The sequence below is a fragment of the Vibrio misgurnus genome (genome assembly GCF_029635775.1).
Classification (GTDB): domain Bacteria; phylum Pseudomonadota; class Gammaproteobacteria; order Enterobacterales; family Vibrionaceae; genus Vibrio; species Vibrio chanodichtyis.
Genome location: NZ_CP113242.1, coordinates 226,118 through 241,349 on the forward strand (window position 1 = coordinate 226,118; position 15,232 = coordinate 241,349).

22 protein-coding genes and 1 pseudogene are annotated in these 15,232 nt (G+C 40.2%); all 23 read right to left on the minus strand.

Features of this window, described 5'->3' with window-relative positions; translation table 11 throughout:
- Nucleotides 1–5 precede the first annotated feature (5 nt).
- Nucleotides 6–194, minus strand: a complete 189-nt coding sequence (locus OOK74_RS12655) for a DUF645 family protein (protein ID WP_278183519.1) — start codon at nucleotides 192–194, stop codon at nucleotides 6–8.
- A gap of 281 nt (nucleotides 195–475) precedes the next feature.
- Nucleotides 476–1,387, minus strand: a complete 912-nt coding sequence (locus tag OOK74_RS12665; RefSeq protein WP_278183520.1) for an HNH endonuclease — start codon at nucleotides 1,385–1,387, stop codon at nucleotides 476–478.
- Nucleotides 1,388–1,536: 149 nt separating this feature from the next.
- Nucleotides 1,537–1,977 (minus strand): DUF2513 domain-containing protein, encoded by a 441-nt coding sequence (locus OOK74_RS12675; protein WP_278183521.1) that lies wholly within the window; start codon nucleotides 1,975–1,977, stop codon nucleotides 1,537–1,539.
- Nucleotides 1,978–2,121: 144 nt separating this feature from the next.
- Nucleotides 2,122–2,538, minus strand: a complete 417-nt coding sequence (locus OOK74_RS12680; protein ID WP_278183522.1) for a hypothetical protein — start codon at nucleotides 2,536–2,538, stop codon at nucleotides 2,122–2,124.
- On the minus strand, nucleotides 2,525–3,412 hold the full coding sequence (locus OOK74_RS12685; protein ID WP_278183523.1) for a hypothetical protein: 888 nt from the start codon (nucleotides 3,410–3,412) through the stop codon (nucleotides 2,525–2,527). The genes OOK74_RS12680 and OOK74_RS12685 overlap by 14 nt, the downstream gene beginning before the upstream one ends.
- Before the next feature lie 267 nt (nucleotides 3,413–3,679).
- Nucleotides 3,680–3,861: pseudogene (locus OOK74_RS12695) on the minus strand (DUF645 family protein).
- 312 nt (nucleotides 3,862–4,173) lie between these two features.
- Nucleotides 4,174–4,674, minus strand: a complete 501-nt coding sequence (locus tag OOK74_RS12700) for an opioid growth factor receptor-related protein (protein ID WP_274723668.1) — start codon at nucleotides 4,672–4,674, stop codon at nucleotides 4,174–4,176.
- Between the two features lie 212 nt (nucleotides 4,675–4,886).
- Entirely contained in the window at nucleotides 4,887–5,081 is a 195-nt protein-coding gene (locus tag OOK74_RS12710; protein WP_278183593.1) for a DUF645 family protein, read from the minus strand.
- Nucleotides 5,082–5,356: 275 nt separating this feature from the next.
- A complete protein-coding gene (locus tag OOK74_RS12715; RefSeq protein WP_278183525.1) occupies nucleotides 5,357–5,782 on the minus strand; it encodes a GNAT family N-acetyltransferase in 426 nt (141 codons plus the stop codon).
- Nucleotides 5,783–5,972: 190 nt separating this feature from the next.
- The gene (locus OOK74_RS12725; protein WP_430741989.1) at nucleotides 5,973–6,161 is read right to left on the minus strand and encodes a DUF645 family protein; all 189 of its coding nucleotides are present in this window, start codon (nucleotides 6,159–6,161) and stop codon (nucleotides 5,973–5,975) included.
- A 289-nt stretch (nucleotides 6,162–6,450) separates the two neighbouring features.
- Nucleotides 6,451–6,807 (minus strand): DUF6404 family protein, encoded by a 357-nt coding sequence (locus tag OOK74_RS12735; RefSeq protein WP_274723709.1) that lies wholly within the window; start codon nucleotides 6,805–6,807, stop codon nucleotides 6,451–6,453.
- Between the two features lie 613 nt (nucleotides 6,808–7,420).
- Entirely contained in the window at nucleotides 7,421–7,573 is a 153-nt protein-coding gene (locus OOK74_RS12740; RefSeq protein WP_278183595.1) for a DUF645 family protein, read from the minus strand.
- A 316-nt stretch (nucleotides 7,574–7,889) separates the two neighbouring features.
- Entirely contained in the window at nucleotides 7,890–8,324 is a 435-nt protein-coding gene (locus tag OOK74_RS12750; protein ID WP_278183527.1) for an ATP-binding protein, read from the minus strand.
- A gap of 198 nt (nucleotides 8,325–8,522) precedes the next feature.
- Nucleotides 8,523–9,755, minus strand: coding sequence for a hypothetical protein (locus OOK74_RS12760; protein ID WP_278183528.1), 1,233 nt, complete (start codon nucleotides 9,753–9,755; stop codon nucleotides 8,523–8,525).
- Between the two features lie 165 nt (nucleotides 9,756–9,920).
- Complete coding sequence (locus OOK74_RS12770) at nucleotides 9,921–10,316, minus strand: DUF3465 domain-containing protein (protein ID WP_278183505.1); 396 nt, start codon at nucleotides 10,314–10,316, stop codon at nucleotides 9,921–9,923.
- Between the two features lie 162 nt (nucleotides 10,317–10,478).
- A complete protein-coding gene (locus OOK74_RS12780; RefSeq protein ID WP_278183507.1) occupies nucleotides 10,479–10,874 on the minus strand; it encodes a DUF3465 domain-containing protein in 396 nt (131 codons plus the stop codon).
- A 180-nt stretch (nucleotides 10,875–11,054) separates the two neighbouring features.
- A complete protein-coding gene (locus OOK74_RS12785; protein ID WP_072606284.1) occupies nucleotides 11,055–11,711 on the minus strand; it encodes a QnrVC family quinolone resistance pentapeptide repeat protein in 657 nt (218 codons plus the stop codon).
- Between the two features lie 335 nt (nucleotides 11,712–12,046).
- Entirely contained in the window at nucleotides 12,047–12,817 is a 771-nt protein-coding gene (locus OOK74_RS12790) for an alpha/beta fold hydrolase (RefSeq protein ID WP_043990196.1), read from the minus strand.
- Between the two features lie 176 nt (nucleotides 12,818–12,993).
- Complete coding sequence (locus tag OOK74_RS12795; RefSeq protein ID WP_000100089.1) at nucleotides 12,994–13,509, minus strand: ClbS/DfsB family four-helix bundle protein; 516 nt, start codon at nucleotides 13,507–13,509, stop codon at nucleotides 12,994–12,996.
- 149 nt (nucleotides 13,510–13,658) lie between these two features.
- A complete protein-coding gene (locus OOK74_RS12800) occupies nucleotides 13,659–14,021 on the minus strand; it encodes a DUF6232 family protein (RefSeq protein ID WP_000391481.1) in 363 nt (120 codons plus the stop codon).
- Nucleotides 14,022–14,207: 186 nt separating this feature from the next.
- Nucleotides 14,208–14,555: a DUF3024 domain-containing protein gene (locus OOK74_RS12810; RefSeq protein WP_278183529.1), complete on the minus strand. Its 348-nt coding sequence runs from the start codon at nucleotides 14,553–14,555 to the stop codon at nucleotides 14,208–14,210.
- 254 nt (nucleotides 14,556–14,809) lie between these two features.
- On the minus strand, nucleotides 14,810–14,998 hold the full coding sequence (locus OOK74_RS12815; protein ID WP_430741990.1) for a DUF645 family protein: 189 nt from the start codon (nucleotides 14,996–14,998) through the stop codon (nucleotides 14,810–14,812).
- The gene (locus tag OOK74_RS12820; protein ID WP_278183623.1) at nucleotides 14,931–15,218 is read right to left on the minus strand and encodes a hypothetical protein; all 288 of its coding nucleotides are present in this window, start codon (nucleotides 15,216–15,218) and stop codon (nucleotides 14,931–14,933) included. The genes OOK74_RS12815 and OOK74_RS12820 overlap by 68 nt, the downstream gene beginning before the upstream one ends.
- Between the last annotated feature and the right edge of the window lie 14 nt (nucleotides 15,219–15,232).

Sequence of the window (15,232 nt, forward strand, 5' to 3'; positions counted from 1 at the left end):
ACATTTTATGCAAAATCATCGTGCAAACACACGTCCAACATCAAACGCTGTGAAGTTAGCGGCCAAAACTCAAAACGTTCAAGGTTGAGTTGGCCAGTAACCGAATTTCCAGCAAAGAAAGCGCACCTAAAGCGATGTTGCCGCTTTTGTGAAACCAAACTTGCCGTGTGGACGCTTCCACAAAATGGGTGCATCTAAGTTTGTTTACTTTAGCGATCTTGTGTCAACAAGATTTTCAACGCTTTCTACCTAATCAGCATCAAACAAAGCACCAAAGCCAATACGTAAACTTTGAGCACCAAAACTCAATTTTTCGGAACATTTGGAATCAATATTTATGACTTTTCTCGATAGAAACTAACGCCCTGTTAAGGGGTGAGCAACGCAATGCAGAAGTCGCCGCAAACCACCTTAAACACAAAAACCAACGCATAGTGAAAATGCCACGCGTTGCGAATCCCTCTTGAACAGTTTGTTATGCGAATTTTGACTGTGGCAATGAATCTTTTTCGGCTTGTGTATACTGATAAAGGTTCGTTTTATGTCCTAAAATATCACCCTCTACTACAATAAACCGTCCATGCTCTGCAAAAAACATAGGGTTAATGTCTCTCCTTACAACATCAGCAAACCAGTTTGCTGCTTTGGTAGAGTCTATTAGGTACTCCCAGCATAATTTAGCCCAAGCATCATATTTTTTTACATCAGCATCATAATTTTCATTCCACCCATTAGCTTTGTAAAATTTATGAGGAAATAAGGTATCTCCATGTCGTTCGCAATGCTGCAAAAAAGTTTGTGCAGAAAGATTCAAAGCGATTGATAATGTTTCTGCTGCTCGATGTAATTCTTCGTATTCATCAGGCCAAATAGCACGAATAACTTTTTGTCTAAATTCATAAAGTTCATCTGGCATATCTGCTTCCCATTGAGGGCTTGGAGCAAGAGTATAACTAGTCCAGATTTCCCAATGATCCAAACGACACAACTCTACGGCGCTATCAATAATAGATGCGATAGCAACTTGTTTAGAAGCTCGAACTAGATCTGTAGTAGAACTCAAAGTTTCAGAAACCCACAACTCATGCTCTGACTTAACTTGATGTAATTTTTCTACTGGCCAGTCTTGCTCATTACTATCAATTTCAGTGTGATGATTAGGGCATAAGAGAATTAAGTTATGATATGAATTTCTTTGTTTTTCATTTAACAAACTTTGACCACGAGCAGCCTTTTCCTTTTCACCAACAATATGAGCCTGCTCGCCTAAAGTGAATGACGCTTCTGCGGCATTTTTATCCTGACTAAGTTCTATTTTGCAAACGGCACAGCGATTACCTGAACGTCCCCAAAGTAGCTTAATATCTTTTTGTTGAATTACTGCCAAAGCTAAAACTTCCTCTTATTCGCATAACGCCCTGTTAAGGTGTGAGCAATGCAATACCGAAGCCACCGCATACCACCTTAAACACCAAACTCAACGCATAATAAAAATGCCACGCGTTGCGAATCACTCTTAAACAGTTTGTTATGTGTTTAGCCTAACAAAGCATCGAGTTTTTTCTTCATAAGATGCTCTAGTAATTTTTGACTACCATCGAAAATCACCTTGAATGGAGCATCTTTTAGTTCAGCTTTTATCCGTATTAGCACTTCTTTATTAGCCAAAGCAGTAGCGAAGTCATGCCCTTGTTGCGTTAGTCTAATTGGAGTCCCAGTTAGCACAACATGACCGTTTGCTCCCATTTTAATACCTATTGAACCAAGGTCTGAAGATTTTAGATCTTGATTACTAATCAAACTATTCTCTAGTGCTAATTGAAGGTGAAATAGGAATTTTTCATCAAGATGACTAGGAAGATGTTCACTTTCAATACGGAGACCATTAGTTTCAAAATCTGAAATCGTAATATGCGCAGTTTCTGCATCTAAAAATACATTCAAGATGCTAGATAAATAAGGTAAATCAATTTTCATAAAAGCTCGTTTCCATCTCTGACACATAACGCCCGCCTAAGGGGCTGGCAACGCACAACTCAACTTAACGCATACTAAATTAACCACAAAAACCCGCCGCATAACAGAAATGCTGCGCGTTGACAGTCCCTCTTGAGGCGTTTGTTAACCCTCTTCGATCATGGTGTGTGCGGCACTACCAACCAAGAAAAATACGACTGAAGCCAGAGTAAAAAGCACTAGTTGTGTAATTACTAAGAAACTAGAAACACCACCATCTATTAAAACTAAAGCCAACACAACCAAGCTAGGCACCAGCCCTAAAACTAAAATAAACGACAATAAAACAACAACTCGTTGCCATCTTGCTTTTTTATGTATAACAGAGCCAGATACTAGTTTTACTATTACTTGCCCAAATAATATTGATGCAGCAAAACTCCAATCCGCAGCTTGAAAAAAAGTTGAAAAGTCCGACTTATATATCTTTATTATACCTATTACCAAGAAAGGCAAGAAAATGAATAAATACTCAGACAGTAGTATTAACCAAGCATTTTGTGAAGATTTATTCACTGTCATATTTAATCTCATGTTGAATATTTAAGACATCAACTTTCTGATAGACTAAAATAACTTCATACTTAGTGTCAATAAGATTATTATTTTTATCAAAGTATGCAGTAGTTACCAAGTCACACAACAAACCATCACCTGGCGCGACAGTTTCTATTCTTGAATGGAATTTATCTAACCACGCTTGGTGCGTTATTCGTGCTGAAATAGTATTTTTTTTCCGTAGAAAATCCCACATTGATTTACCAATAAAATCAGCTTTCTTTATAACCAATGTTTCTTTTGTAGTGTTCTTTTCTACTTTCTCGATAAGAATTGCATCTACATCATCTTTTGTTAAATGGAAGTTCTTATTGATAATTTTAGCTTCACCTCGAGAATTAAAATATACCTGATCAACATCATTCAATTCTGTTGTGGATTCTGATAACTCTGTATAACCTTTCAACAATCGGTATCGATTTAGAGAAAAAACATTAGGAAACTCTTCAACTTCAAACTCAGTAGCGGCAATTGCAATTTTATCTTCTAATTCAGCCAAAATATCCAGCGACTCAATAGTATTCTTATCAGAAATGAATGATATAACCAAATCGGTACAATAATTTAGAAAACTTGTTAACCGACCTTTTTGTTCATCTGTCACATCACCTTCTATTTCTGGGCATAACCATGATTTAATAGAGCCTTCATTAATATCAGAAAGTAAAAAACTAGACTTTGTTTCCGCAGACACCGAGCTTAGTAAACATGCATGAAATTCTTCTACAGAAGAGATTAAATGGCTCATTGAGTTGAAAACTCGCTGTGGATTGCGTGAATTCTTCTCAAAGTCAATTTTTATACAGAGATCGTTCTGGTTACGCTGTAAACTGGACATGTACATACTCTTTTAAAACATACTGTTATGTATTTTATCTCATTTTATTGATAAGGGATTAGTTGAGTATTTATACAGTGCAGATAGAGGGTTAACGCCCGCCTAAGGGGCTGGCAACGCACCAACCAACTTAACGCATACCAAATTAATCACAAAACCTGCCGCATAACGAAAATGCCGCGCGTTGGCAGTCCCTCTTGAGGCGTTTGTTAGTTTCGTAGCCGATTGTTTCAAAATGATTTTTCACCAAAATACTTGAACCATATTTTATGCAGAATCATCGAGCAAACAAACGTCCAACATCAAACACTGTGAAGTTGGCTGCCAAAACTCAAAGCGATCAAGGTTGAGTTGGCCAATGAGCTGAATTTCCAACAGAAAAAGCGCACATAAAGCGATGTTGCTGTTTTTGTTAAACCAAATTTGCCGTGTGGACGCTTCCACAAAATGGATGCATCAAAGTTTGATTACTTTAGCGATCTTGTGCCAGCGACATTTTCAACGTTTTCTACCCAATAAGTATCAAGCAAAACATCAAAGCCAATTAGTAAATTTTGAGCACCAAAAGCTGGATTTTCGAAACAATTAGCGCAAATATTATGAATTTTCTTGATAGAAACTAACGCCCTGTTAAGGGGTGAGCAACGCAATACAAAAGCCGCCGCATACCACCTTAATCACTTAAACCAACGCATAGTGAAAATGCCACGCGTTGCGAATCCCTCTTGAACAGTTTGTTAGTGCGCTTTTTCAGCGATCCCCTAACCTTTAAGCGCATTACGCCAATACTCGACCGTTTTATCTGAAACCATGCTAGTTTCTCTTGCTGCTGCCACTAGAAAGTCACACAAATTAGTCGCTACCTGCTTATTACCGAGTAAAGACAAACTACGAATTGCACGGGTCAGGCGAAGTTGGTTGTGGTCATGACTTTTAAGCCAGACATGGTTAGCAGGACTTAATACCAGTAATGAAGAAATTTCACACCCATCTCGCTGTAATCCCCAAAACTCAAGTAAAAGGTCGAGAGCTTTTAAGTGAGCAACACGCAATTCTTCTGAATTAGCAAAAGCATCTCGATCTGCTTGAGTTACCAAAGGAGCATGTTGATTGAACTTAGTACCCTCATCTATCGGGAAAAGAACTTGAATATACTTATGATCATGCTCTAGCCAAAAGTGGTTATATGCTAACAACTGCTCAATATTACGACCAAATTTATCTGGAATTTGGCCAGATATGAAGCGAGCAATTTCACTCATTTTAAATCCTACTGATGCTAATTTTATCTTTGCGCACTAACGCTCGCCTAAGGGGCTGGCAATGCACAACCCAACTTAACGCATACCAAATTAATCACAAAACCTGCCGCATAACAAAAATGCCGCGCGTTGACAGTCCCTCTTGAGGCGCTTGTTAGTTTCGTAGCCGATTGTTTCTCAATGATTTTTCACCAAAATATTTGAACCGCATTTTATGCAAAATCATCGAGCAAACACACGTCCAACATCAAACGCTGTGAAGTTGGCTGCCAAAACTCAAAACGCTCAAGGTTGAGTTGGCCAATAACCGAATTTCCAACAAAGAAAACGCACTCACAGCGATGCTGCAGCTTTTGCGAAACTAAACTTGCCGTGTGGACGCTTCCACAAAATGAATGCGTCGAGATTTATTGGCTTCAGCGATCTTGTGCCAACAACCTTTTCAACGCTTTCTACCCAATCAGCATAAAACAAGGCACCAAAGCTAACTCGTAAACTTTGAACACAAAAAACCGAGTTATCGGAACAATTAGCGCAAATATTATGAATTTTCTTGATAGAAACTAACGCCCGCCTAAGGGGCTGGTAACGCTACAACCCAACTTAACGCATACAAAATTCACCACAAAAATCACCGCATAACAAAAATGCCACGCGTTGACAGTCCCGCTTGAGGCGCTTGTTAGGTTTGTGCACCGAAGCTCATGTAGTAGTAACCACCCAATTCATCATCCACTTTCGACACTATTTCAAAACCTTGTGACAAATAAAAGTTGAGTGCTTTTTGATTTTGAATCATGCATTTAAGGCTTAAGTTGCCATATTTCTTTTTTGCGCCATTAAGCAGCATCGAGCCAATACCTTGACCCTGATATTCAGTGGAAACATAGAGATGATGGATAAAATTGTCAGGTTCCCAAATGGAAATGAAGCCGGCAACATTACCGAAAACCTCAGACAACCAAATTCGTTCACCTTGGCTATCGCGATCGAAGTCTTCTAGCCGAAAACTATCCGTCTTGAGCCATGGGAAACTATCTCGCCTAGAGTCCAAGTAGAGATTTCTCAACGATTCAAGATTACAGGCACTAAACTCTTTGATTTCCATGAACAACCTTAAACCTAACGCCCGCCTAAGGGGCTGGCAACGCACAACCCAACTCACCGCATAGCAAATTAATCACAAAAATCACCGCATACAAAAAATGCTGCGCGTTGACAGTCCCGCTTGAGGCGCTTGTTAGTTTCGTAGCCTATTGTTTAACAATGATTTTTCACCAAAATATTTGAACCACATTTTATGGAAAATCATCGAGCAAAAACACATCCAGCATCAAACGCTGTGAAGTTAGCGGCCAAAACTCCAAACGATCAAGGTTGAGTTGGCCAATAACCGAATTTCCAACAAAGAAAGCGCACATAAAGCGATGTTGCAGTTTTTGTGAAACCAACCTTGCTGTGTGGACGCTTCCACAAAATGGAAGCATCGAAGTTTGCTTACTTTAGCGATCTTGTGCCAACGACATTTTCAACGCTTTCTACCTAATCAGCATCAAACAAAGCACCAAAGCCAATTCGTAAACTTTGAACACCAAAAGCTGATTTTCGAAACAATTAGCGCAAATATTATGTATTTTCTTGATAAAAACTAACGCTCGCCTAAGGGGCTGGCAACGCACACCACAAAACTCAAACACAGCAACCGAAACCACCGCGGCTCAATGGGACTGGAAACGCCACGCGTTGACAGTCCCTCTTGAGGCGTTTGTTATGGCGCTATTCCAAACCATTTGCCTTAAGCCAACTATCAAAATCAGTGAGTCCATGCTTCCTACGAACTCTTACAACTTCAACAGCAAGGAATAGACCAGTCAACAGGCCAAAAAGCAAAGAACCATAAACCTGAGAAATCATAAATCCTTGAAACTGCCATACAAATAACCACATAAATCCACCCCAAAAACCTGCGCCGATTACAGATTGGAGAGCAAATAGCTTTAGTGGGTTTTCAAATATCCTCGGCTTCATATCCAAACGAGCCAACTTATGAAATAGATATGGGTATGGTTTAATTAAACGAGCACTAATGCCCTTTTCAATCAATAGTGTTCGAACAAATTCCATTTTATCCATGATCGCTCCTATATGATGCTTTGCGCCATAACGCCCGATTAAGCAGTGAGCAACGCCCAAACCAACTCAACGCATCACAATGTTCATCACTGTCGTTCACGCATCACGCCAATGCCGCGCGTTGTGAATCTGTCTTGAATCGTTTGTTAGGTCACGACCAAATGGGTAAAAAGTCTCTCGTCAATTATGGATAATCAATACGAATTGAAGAAAAAGACAAAAATCGAAGCCGAAGTATTTGGCATCGCTCTACCTTGAGGTCTTGCGGGCGTCACTCTTCAATCGCGCCCCGATTAAGGTGCGCACGAAAGCGCCTCAAGGGTATCATGGAAATGACTAATATTCGTCCTTTTTGCCTTATTTCCTCTATCCACGTTTTGCTCTTCCATACTCAATCGACACTGCTCTGCATTGCTCATGTGATCCCGTCGTGACCTAACGCCCGCCTAAGGGGCTGGCAACGCATAACACAAAACTGAAACACAATAACCGTAACCACCACGGCTCATTGAGACTGGGAACGCCACGCGTTGACAGTCCCTCTTGAGGCGCTTGTTAGTTTCGTAGCTGATTGTTTCACAATGATTTTTCACCAAAATATATGAATAACATTCTATGCAAAGTCATCGAGCAAAAAAACGTCCAACATCAAACGCTGTGAAGTTGGCAGCAAAAACTCAAAGCGATCAAGGTTGAGTTGACCAATAACCAGCTTTTCAACAAAGAAAGCACACATAAAGCGATGTTGCAGTTTTTGTGAAACCAAACTTGCCGTGTGGACGCTTCCACAAAATGGATGCATCTAGGTTTGTTTACTTTAGCGATCTTGTGCCAATGACATTTTCAACGCTTTCTACCCAATCAGTATCAATCAAAACACAAAAGCCAACTCGTGAACTTTGAGCATCAAAATCCGAATTATCGAAACCATTAACGCAAATTTTATGCATTTTCTTGATAGAAACTAACGCCCTGCTAAGGGGTGAGCAACGCAATACTGAAGCCTCCGCATACCACCTTAATCACATAATTAAACGCATAGCAAAAACGCCACGCGTTGCGAATCCCTCTTGAGCAGTTTGTTATGTGCGTAACTCAAGTAGTAATGAATTGAATAGGAATTTAGACATAAATTCATTACACAAGTCTGCTTGCTCTTTGGATTCACCATAAATATACATATTGGCAACCCAGCGTAATTCTTGTTTTTTGAACGTACTTGCCAAAAAGTCAGTAGTTTGACCTCTAGTTCTAGAAGCGCAAAATAGAATATCGTAATTACTTACATTTTCTAAAGACTCTAGACCTTTTTTAATCTCCTGCTCGTTGTCACCAGCTGAGATTATGGCAATTTTTGAACCCTTGAGCTCAAATATAGCGGTAAAATCACCTGAAGAGGGGATTGCATCTATTGTTAAAGCGATAGTTTCTAGCTTTTTCGCTAATAAACGGAGTGTTGTTGTCTTACCTGTGTTACTGGCTCCATAGAGCGCATAAACTAATTGTTTTTCTCTCATCAATTAACACCTAACGCTTTAATAAAAAGTAAATTATACATATTTGTCTTGCCATTCTTGAGTTAATATTTCCCCAAGCACATAACGCCCGCTTAAGGGGCAGCCAACGCTTTACGAACTTCCCGCATAACACCGTAAACACATAAACCAACGCATGATAAAAATGCCGCGCGTTGGCTGTCCCTCTTGAAGCGTTTGTTAGCCGTTCAGTCTACTGACATCACCACCAATTGCTTTTAATATTGGGCGCATAAAAAATGCCTGCCCTTCATTGGGATCATCAATCTCCTTTGAGGAAAGCATTGGCATTGCTTCTTCACTTTCTCTAATGACTTTCCACGAAATACTCTTTTGAACGTTAGCAGAGTCAATACCTATAACTCGAAGTTTTTCCTCTACGATTGGCATTTGGTGAATGGCTTTTGATAAACCTACTTTAGTACTTCTAACCCAAAGCTCTGATATCCAAACAAATCCGTGAGCATTGATAACTTGAGCTCGATCGGCGGCAAATCTCCAAAAAATATACTTGTCAGCTTGATCTTCAAAACTGGTACTAAGCAAGTCAATGACTTTATAGTTGCGGTCAAAGAACATAAGAATAGGTATGTGGTATCCATCAGCTTGGAATGTTAGCTCCGCCATTTGGGAATAGAAATCAACCAACTTATCCATGGAATCAATTGTCTGCGCTGTCTGAACAGATCTGGCTCGTTCCTTCATTACCTCAGGAACGCTCTTTTCATCATATGATACTGAAGTATGTGATAACTTACCTTCAGAGAAGTTCTTGAGTTTCAAGTAACTTACATGTCTCACTTCTTCCCGCATTGAGTCAAATGATGTTGGCTTGGTTATAGCTTGATCTATTGGGCTGCCTACTAGTTCCCCTAAGGACTTACAACAATCGTACATTCGTGCATATATAAGGGACAAAGCATGTAATAGTTCGTAATCCTTCAGGGTATTCGCAACCCAACGCCTTTCAGCTTTGATGACAGCAGCATCTGTAACACCAGAAGGTAATTTCTTTTGCGCTAATCGAACCAACCTTTTAATGCTAACACCAAGTAACTCATCTCTTGTCGTAATTTCAATATCTTGTTCTTCAATATAGGAAAATAGTAGTGTTGCTTTTGCACTACTATACATTTCTAGATCCCCTTGCTTTTCAATGGTATTCCTTGAGTTTTTCGCCCACGTCATTAGGTGGTCATCTTGCCACTTTTCGACAACATTGACTGGATACCAATCGTCGTACCCAACAATCTCTCTCTTATTCTTTTGTATTATGAAAGTGACAGTTCGAGAAGTCTGAAGAAATTGATTCAAGTTTAGCCGAAATAGCTCAGGATCAAAGTAAGTTGTTGCACACGCATTAAGCAAATGGGCAAGATCTTTCAATCTTCTTTCCCACGGTTTCTTATTCATTTTATTTCCTCAAAATTGCGAGTGTTGATTGAACGGCTAACGCCCGCCTAAGGGGCTGGTAACGCTACAAACAAACTTAACGCATAACAAATTAATCACAAAGCGCAAAGTATTACAAAAACGCCGAGCGTTAACAGTCCCTCTTGAGGCGTTTGTTAGGTGAATTTACTCGTACACCTGCCCATTGTGTTTCAACCAACCATGAGCATGACGATTTTGAGGATCTTTATGAGTCCAGTGAAGAACCCCACCCTTTTTGTTCCATTCGTATTCACCATAAAACTCAACACTATCGCCAACTTTCAAGTTCGGAATTCTCGGTGCTAAGTCGATGTTATGAGCAACCAGCAATGTTTGTCCGCTATTGAGCTTTAAGATGAATTTTTGATGCCTCGAACCATTATTGTCGTCGGGCAACACTTTTACTACTTGTCCAAGTCCTTGAACTTGCAAGTCACTTTGCTGCGATTGATAAGCTTGTTGTAAAACGGCGTCATTGGCATACAAGCTAACCGAAAAACAGCTTGTGAGAACGAGCCAAAAAGCTAAAAACCATTTCATAAAACTGTCCTTGTTCAATCCACTGACCATTCACCTAACGCTCGCCTAAGGGGCTGGCAACGCACAAACCAACTTAACGCATACCAAATTAATCACAAAAATTACAGCACACCAAAAATGCCGCGCGTTGACAGTCCCGCTTAAGGCGCTTGTTAGGTGAATTTATTCGTACACCTGTCTATTGTGTTTTAACCAACCATGAGCATGACGATTTTTAGGATCTTTGTGAGTCCAATGAAGAACTCCACCTTTTTTATTCCATTCGTATTCACCGTAAAACTCAACACTATCCCCGACCTTCAAATTCGGAATTCTCGGCGCTAAATCAATATTGTGAGCAACAAGTAATGTTTGTCCGCTATTGAGTTTTAAAATAAATCTTTGGTGCTTTGAACCGTCATTATCATCAGGCAGTACTTTCACAACCTGTCCAATGCCTCGAACCTGAAGGTCGCTTTGTTGCGATTTATAAGCTTTTTGTAAAATGACATCATTTGCATGCAAACTAATCGAAAAGCAGCTTGCGATTGCAATCCAAAAAATTAAAAACCATTTCATAAAACTGTCCCTGTTAAAATCCACTGACCTTCACCTAACGCCCGCCTAAGGGGCTGGCAACGCATGACACTAAACTCAAATACAACAACCGAAACCACCGCAGCCCATTGGGACTGGAAACGCCGCGCGTTGACAGTCCCTCTTGAGGCGTTTGTTATGTGTGTGTTCAAACCATCAAATTTAGTCAGGAACTACTATTAAACCTAATTGCTCTAAAAGTTGTTCTTGTTGCCACGAACAGATTTTTACACCTGTAAGGTCAACTTTCCGAGGGTCTAACCCATACAACTCCGAGTGGCTCAAATCACAACCTTGCAACCTACACTGGCTCCAACACTCTTCAGAAAATACTCCCCGGCTTAAATCAGACTCTTTAAATGACGCTCCACTAAGATTTGCACCAATCCATCTATTCTCAAACAAATCACACTTTTCGATACACTGCCTTTCAAAGTTGGCGTATGAAAGATTACAACCTGTTATATAAGCTGAACAAAAATACATTCTATTCGATACCTGATTCATGAAGCTAGCTTGAGCAAAATTGGCACCCTTTAAATCGCATTCTCTGAACTCGATACCAAAACAATTTGCACCTTTGAAATACGACATTGAAAGACTGCAGTTTTTAAAAGATGCATCTCTAAGATCCGAGTAAGAAAAATCACACCCCTCTAATTCACCTCGTTCAATGAAAGAACAGTCTACAAATTGTGTATCGCGGAGGTTTGCCCGTTTAAAGGAACAGCAGAAAAATTTGCAATTTTTAAAATACTGACCACTCAAGTCTTGATGTGAAAAGTCTGCTTGTACATATAACTGGTTTGCTTTATCCATTTTCTAGCCCTCTTTTTATTTGAGTCGAAGACTAACATTTACCAACCAGTTCTCAAGAAAAATAAACACCTTAAAAACAGCAAGTTACAACCACTTAAAATCGCAAAAATAAGGCACCAAATTGACGCTCTAAGGCACTGCTTTTTGATTCACCCATGCCGCATGGCTAGAAAAAAGTTTTGATCAATCACAACACTTACAAGAAAAGAAACACATAACGCCCGCCTAAGGGGCTGGCAACGCATTACCACTAAACTCAATCACAACAACCGTAACCACCGCGGCTCAATGGGACTGGAAACGCCACGCGTTGACAGTCCCTCTTGAGGCGTTTGTTAGTTTTTGTGCTGCGACATGAACTGTTTTAGCATTTCACCCACTAATTCTGGTGACTCTTGGTGAGATGAATGTGCTGTCAATGGGATATTGGCAAAACTACAACCTGCGATTTTCGACTTTAAAGCCACCGCCTCATCCAACGAAAACAAGAAGTCATTATCACCTCGCATTACTAACGTCGGGCAACAAATTTTTTCAACTAACTCATCTGGATAGCCAGTTTCTGTTATATCCAGCCAAACGGCTTTTACCATGTCTACAAGCTTAGGAAAATCTGGTTTAGGATTTGATGTCTCATAAAATGCAACATCATCTGCAAACCTTGATACCCAAAATTCAGCCGTCAAACCACTTAACAATTCAATTGATGGGTCATCTGCCTCCAATCGCCACTGCGAACCCAGTGTCACCAAACAAGACACTCTTTCTGGCTCTTGTGCTGCTAGCCGATAACCCACGATGCCACCGTCACTGAAACCAAAAATTGAGTATTTCTCAATACCCAAGTAACTAAGAACATTCTGGACATCTTGTTGATACTGCATGTAATTAAGTGGGAGTCCACCTAAGAGTGATTTTCCGTGACCACGAAAATCTATGCTTATCAACTGATAGTCCGCAGCTACATATTTGTGAATAGGACTTAACTCATTCAGCGAACCAAGGCCGCCATGAAGCATCAATAATGGTTCACCCTCAGGATTGCCGGAAAGTTCGTAATAAATCTCCGAGCCATTGACGCCTATATAACCATTTCTATTTTTCATTTTGTCGACCAACTGTATTTTTATTGATTTGACCGGAAAAAACTAACGCCCGCCTAAGGGGCTGACAACGCACTACCACTAAACTCAAACACAACAACAGCAACCACCGCGGCTCAATGGGACTGGAAACGCCACGCGTTGACAGTCCCTCTTGAGGCGTTTGTTATGTGAATAACCTACCGAAGCCTGTTGTTTTTGTTAAAGCGCCTAACTTTGGCTCGCATATTTTTCATTGGTGATGACGTGTTGAACTGGATCATCCTACCAAATGTCCATTTTTCATACCACGTCGTTTCATACAATTCTTCATTGCTTAAACTTGCGACTAACAAGATAAGCTTGTTTATTGTTGAGTCTAACTCCTGAAGTAAGTCCTCGTATTGCCAATCACGGTACTGATCGTGAAAACTGACCGCCAACAATCCAAGCTGATTCCATTTATAACCCGTGTCAGGAAAATCGACTGGCAAACCTTGCGACTTCAAACTGTGCCATTTCAAGACCAAGTTTCCCCAACCAATAAGATAAGCGACAGTGTCACAAACGCTAATTTGTGTTCCTTTTACGTTACCTTCAATTTCACACTTACGTGCCATTGATGCAGGAACACTCAGATAGTCGTCCATAAGTTTCGGGAATATAGAATTTATAGCTGTGAGCAACTCATCTTTTGATTCAGGAACTGAAGACATTATTTTCTCCATTCACATAACGCCCGCCTAAGGGGCTGGCAACGCATTACCACAAAACTCAAACACAACAGCCGAAACCACCGCGGCTCAATGGGACTGGAAACGCCACGCGTTGACAGTCCCTCTTGAGGCGTTTGTTAGGCAAAATTTTAACCACGATGAACAATTGCTTCATTAAGAGCATTAATAACCTGATTTAAATATTCTTGCTCGTTTGTGTGGAGGGCTCTATTTTCGCCTGACGATGTTTTAAGTATCACCGTATATAGCGGTTTTTGATTGTATAGAACAAAAATCGCCAAGCCTATAAGGCCAAAACCAATAAGGTATGACTTTATTAGTATAAAAAACACACCCATAAATAAAGCAAAAATCCAAGGCATTCGATTTGGACTTTGTTTGTGAGGTTTAACAGATGTGACATTACTCATAGCATAGGTTTGATTGCCAGTTATAAATCTTGAGTTCGTTACTTTTACATCATTTGACTCAAAAAATATTTTCTCTTCCATATTATTTCCTTCTATTGAAACCAACCAATTGAACTTAAAAATATTTTGCCTAACGCCCGCCTAAGGGGCTGGCAACGCAACAATCCAACTTAACGCATAACAAATTAATCACAAATGCCAAAGCATTAGAAAAATACCGAGCGTTGACAGTCCCTCTTGAGGCGTTTGTTATGTACGTGGTTGAGATTATCCCCAGAAACAGCCATAAGCATCGTCTTGTAATATATCAAAGAAAACCTCTAGAAATTTCACTTCAGGGATCGGTTCGTATGAATGCCATTTTAAATCTGATTTCATCCAGTAAATTTTCCATTCGTTCCGCGATTTATAGTATTTGACTCTCGCTACTGGATGTTCAAGTTTTTCTGATGGGTCATCCCATCTGGGACGAATTTCGAAAATTTCGATTGCCTGCCCATCTAGACGATAGCCAATATCAAGTTGATCTCGAATTTCTACTGGTGGTCGGCAATTTTCGAGATACTTTTCCACTGCCTTTTCGTAACGCTTTTGTTCAATTTCTGAGAATGCCATATCTATTACCCCAAGAATTCAAATCCGAAGTTTACGACCAGCTCCATCTGCTGACTAGGATATTTTCAGAAAAAGTACATAACGCTCGCCTAAGGGGCTGGCAACGCACAACCTGCTTAACGCATAGCAAATTAACCACAAAAACCTGCCGCATAACGAAAATGCCGCGCGTTGACAGTCCCGCTTGAGGCGCTTGTTAGTTTCGCAGCCGATTGTTTAACAATGATTTTTCACCAAAATATTTGAACCACATTTTATGCAAAATCATAGAGCAAACACACGTCCAACATCAAACGCTGTGAAGTGGGCGGCCAAAACTCAAAACGATCAAGGCTGAGTTGGCCAATAACCGAATTTCCAACAAAGAAAACGCACTCACAGCAATGTTGCCGCTTTTGTGAAACCAAACTTGCCGTGTGGACGCTTCCACAAAATGGATGCATCAAGATTTGTTGGCTTTAGCGATCTTGTGCCAGCGATATTTTCAACGCTTTCTACCCAATCAGCATCAAATAAAGCACTAAAGCCAATTCGTAAATTTTGAGCAGAAAAACTCAATTTTTCGGAATATTTAGCACCAATATTTATGATTTTCTTGATAGAAACTAACGCCCAATTAAGGGGTGAACAACGCCTCCACCCAACCCTAAAGCATTGTGCCATAAACACTAAAACTG

What these genes read in the sequence shown, in the direction of transcription:
- OOK74_RS12655 (WP_278183519.1), bottom strand. Translation starts at nt 194, where the DNA reads ATGCACCCATTTTGTGGAAGCGTCCACACGGCAAGTTTGGTTTCACAA.
- OOK74_RS12675 (WP_278183521.1), bottom strand. Translation starts at nt 1,977, where the DNA reads ATGAAAATTGATTTACCTTATTTATCTAGCATCTTGAATGTATTTTTA.
- OOK74_RS12680 (WP_278183522.1), bottom strand. Translation starts at nt 2,538, where the DNA reads ATGACAGTGAATAAATCTTCACAAAATGCTTGGTTAATACTACTGTCT.
- OOK74_RS12685 (WP_278183523.1), bottom strand. Translation starts at nt 3,412, where the DNA reads ATGTCCAGTTTACAGCGTAACCAGAACGATCTCTGTATAAAAATTGAC.
- OOK74_RS12700 (WP_274723668.1), bottom strand. Translation starts at nt 4,674, where the DNA reads ATGAGTGAAATTGCTCGCTTCATATCTGGCCAAATTCCAGATAAATTT.
- OOK74_RS12715 (WP_278183525.1), bottom strand. Translation starts at nt 5,782, where the DNA reads ATGGAAATCAAAGAGTTTAGTGCCTGTAATCTTGAATCGTTGAGAAAT.
- OOK74_RS12725 (WP_430741989.1), bottom strand. Translation starts at nt 6,161, where the DNA reads ATGCTTCCATTTTGTGGAAGCGTCCACACAGCAAGGTTGGTTTCACAA.
- OOK74_RS12735 (WP_274723709.1), bottom strand. Translation starts at nt 6,807, where the DNA reads ATGGATAAAATGGAATTTGTTCGAACACTATTGATTGAAAAGGGCATT.
- OOK74_RS12750 (WP_278183527.1), bottom strand. Translation starts at nt 8,324, where the DNA reads ATGAGAGAAAAACAATTAGTTTATGCGCTCTATGGAGCCAGTAACACA.
- OOK74_RS12760 (WP_278183528.1), bottom strand. Translation starts at nt 9,755, where the DNA reads ATGAATAAGAAACCGTGGGAAAGAAGATTGAAAGATCTTGCCCATTTG.
- OOK74_RS12770 (WP_278183505.1), bottom strand. Translation starts at nt 10,316, where the DNA reads ATGAAATGGTTTTTAGCTTTTTGGCTCGTTCTCACAAGCTGTTTTTCG.
- OOK74_RS12780 (WP_278183507.1), bottom strand. Translation starts at nt 10,874, where the DNA reads ATGAAATGGTTTTTAATTTTTTGGATTGCAATCGCAAGCTGCTTTTCG.
- OOK74_RS12785 (WP_072606284.1), bottom strand. Translation starts at nt 11,711, where the DNA reads ATGGATAAAGCAAACCAGTTATATGTACAAGCAGACTTTTCACATCAA.
- OOK74_RS12790 (WP_043990196.1), bottom strand. Translation starts at nt 12,817, where the DNA reads ATGAAAAATAGAAATGGTTATATAGGCGTCAATGGCTCGGAGATTTAT.
- OOK74_RS12795 (WP_000100089.1), bottom strand. Translation starts at nt 13,509, where the DNA reads ATGTCTTCAGTTCCTGAATCAAAAGATGAGTTGCTCACAGCTATAAAT.
- OOK74_RS12800 (WP_000391481.1), bottom strand. Translation starts at nt 14,021, where the DNA reads ATGGAAGAGAAAATATTTTTTGAGTCAAATGATGTAAAAGTAACGAAC.
- OOK74_RS12810 (WP_278183529.1), bottom strand. Translation starts at nt 14,555, where the DNA reads ATGGCATTCTCAGAAATTGAACAAAAGCGTTACGAAAAGGCAGTGGAA.
- OOK74_RS12815 (WP_430741990.1), bottom strand. Translation starts at nt 14,998, where the DNA reads ATGCATCCATTTTGTGGAAGCGTCCACACGGCAAGTTTGGTTTCACAA.
- OOK74_RS12820 (WP_278183623.1), bottom strand. Translation starts at nt 15,218, where the DNA reads ATGGCACAATGCTTTAGGGTTGGGTGGAGGCGTTGTTCACCCCTTAAT.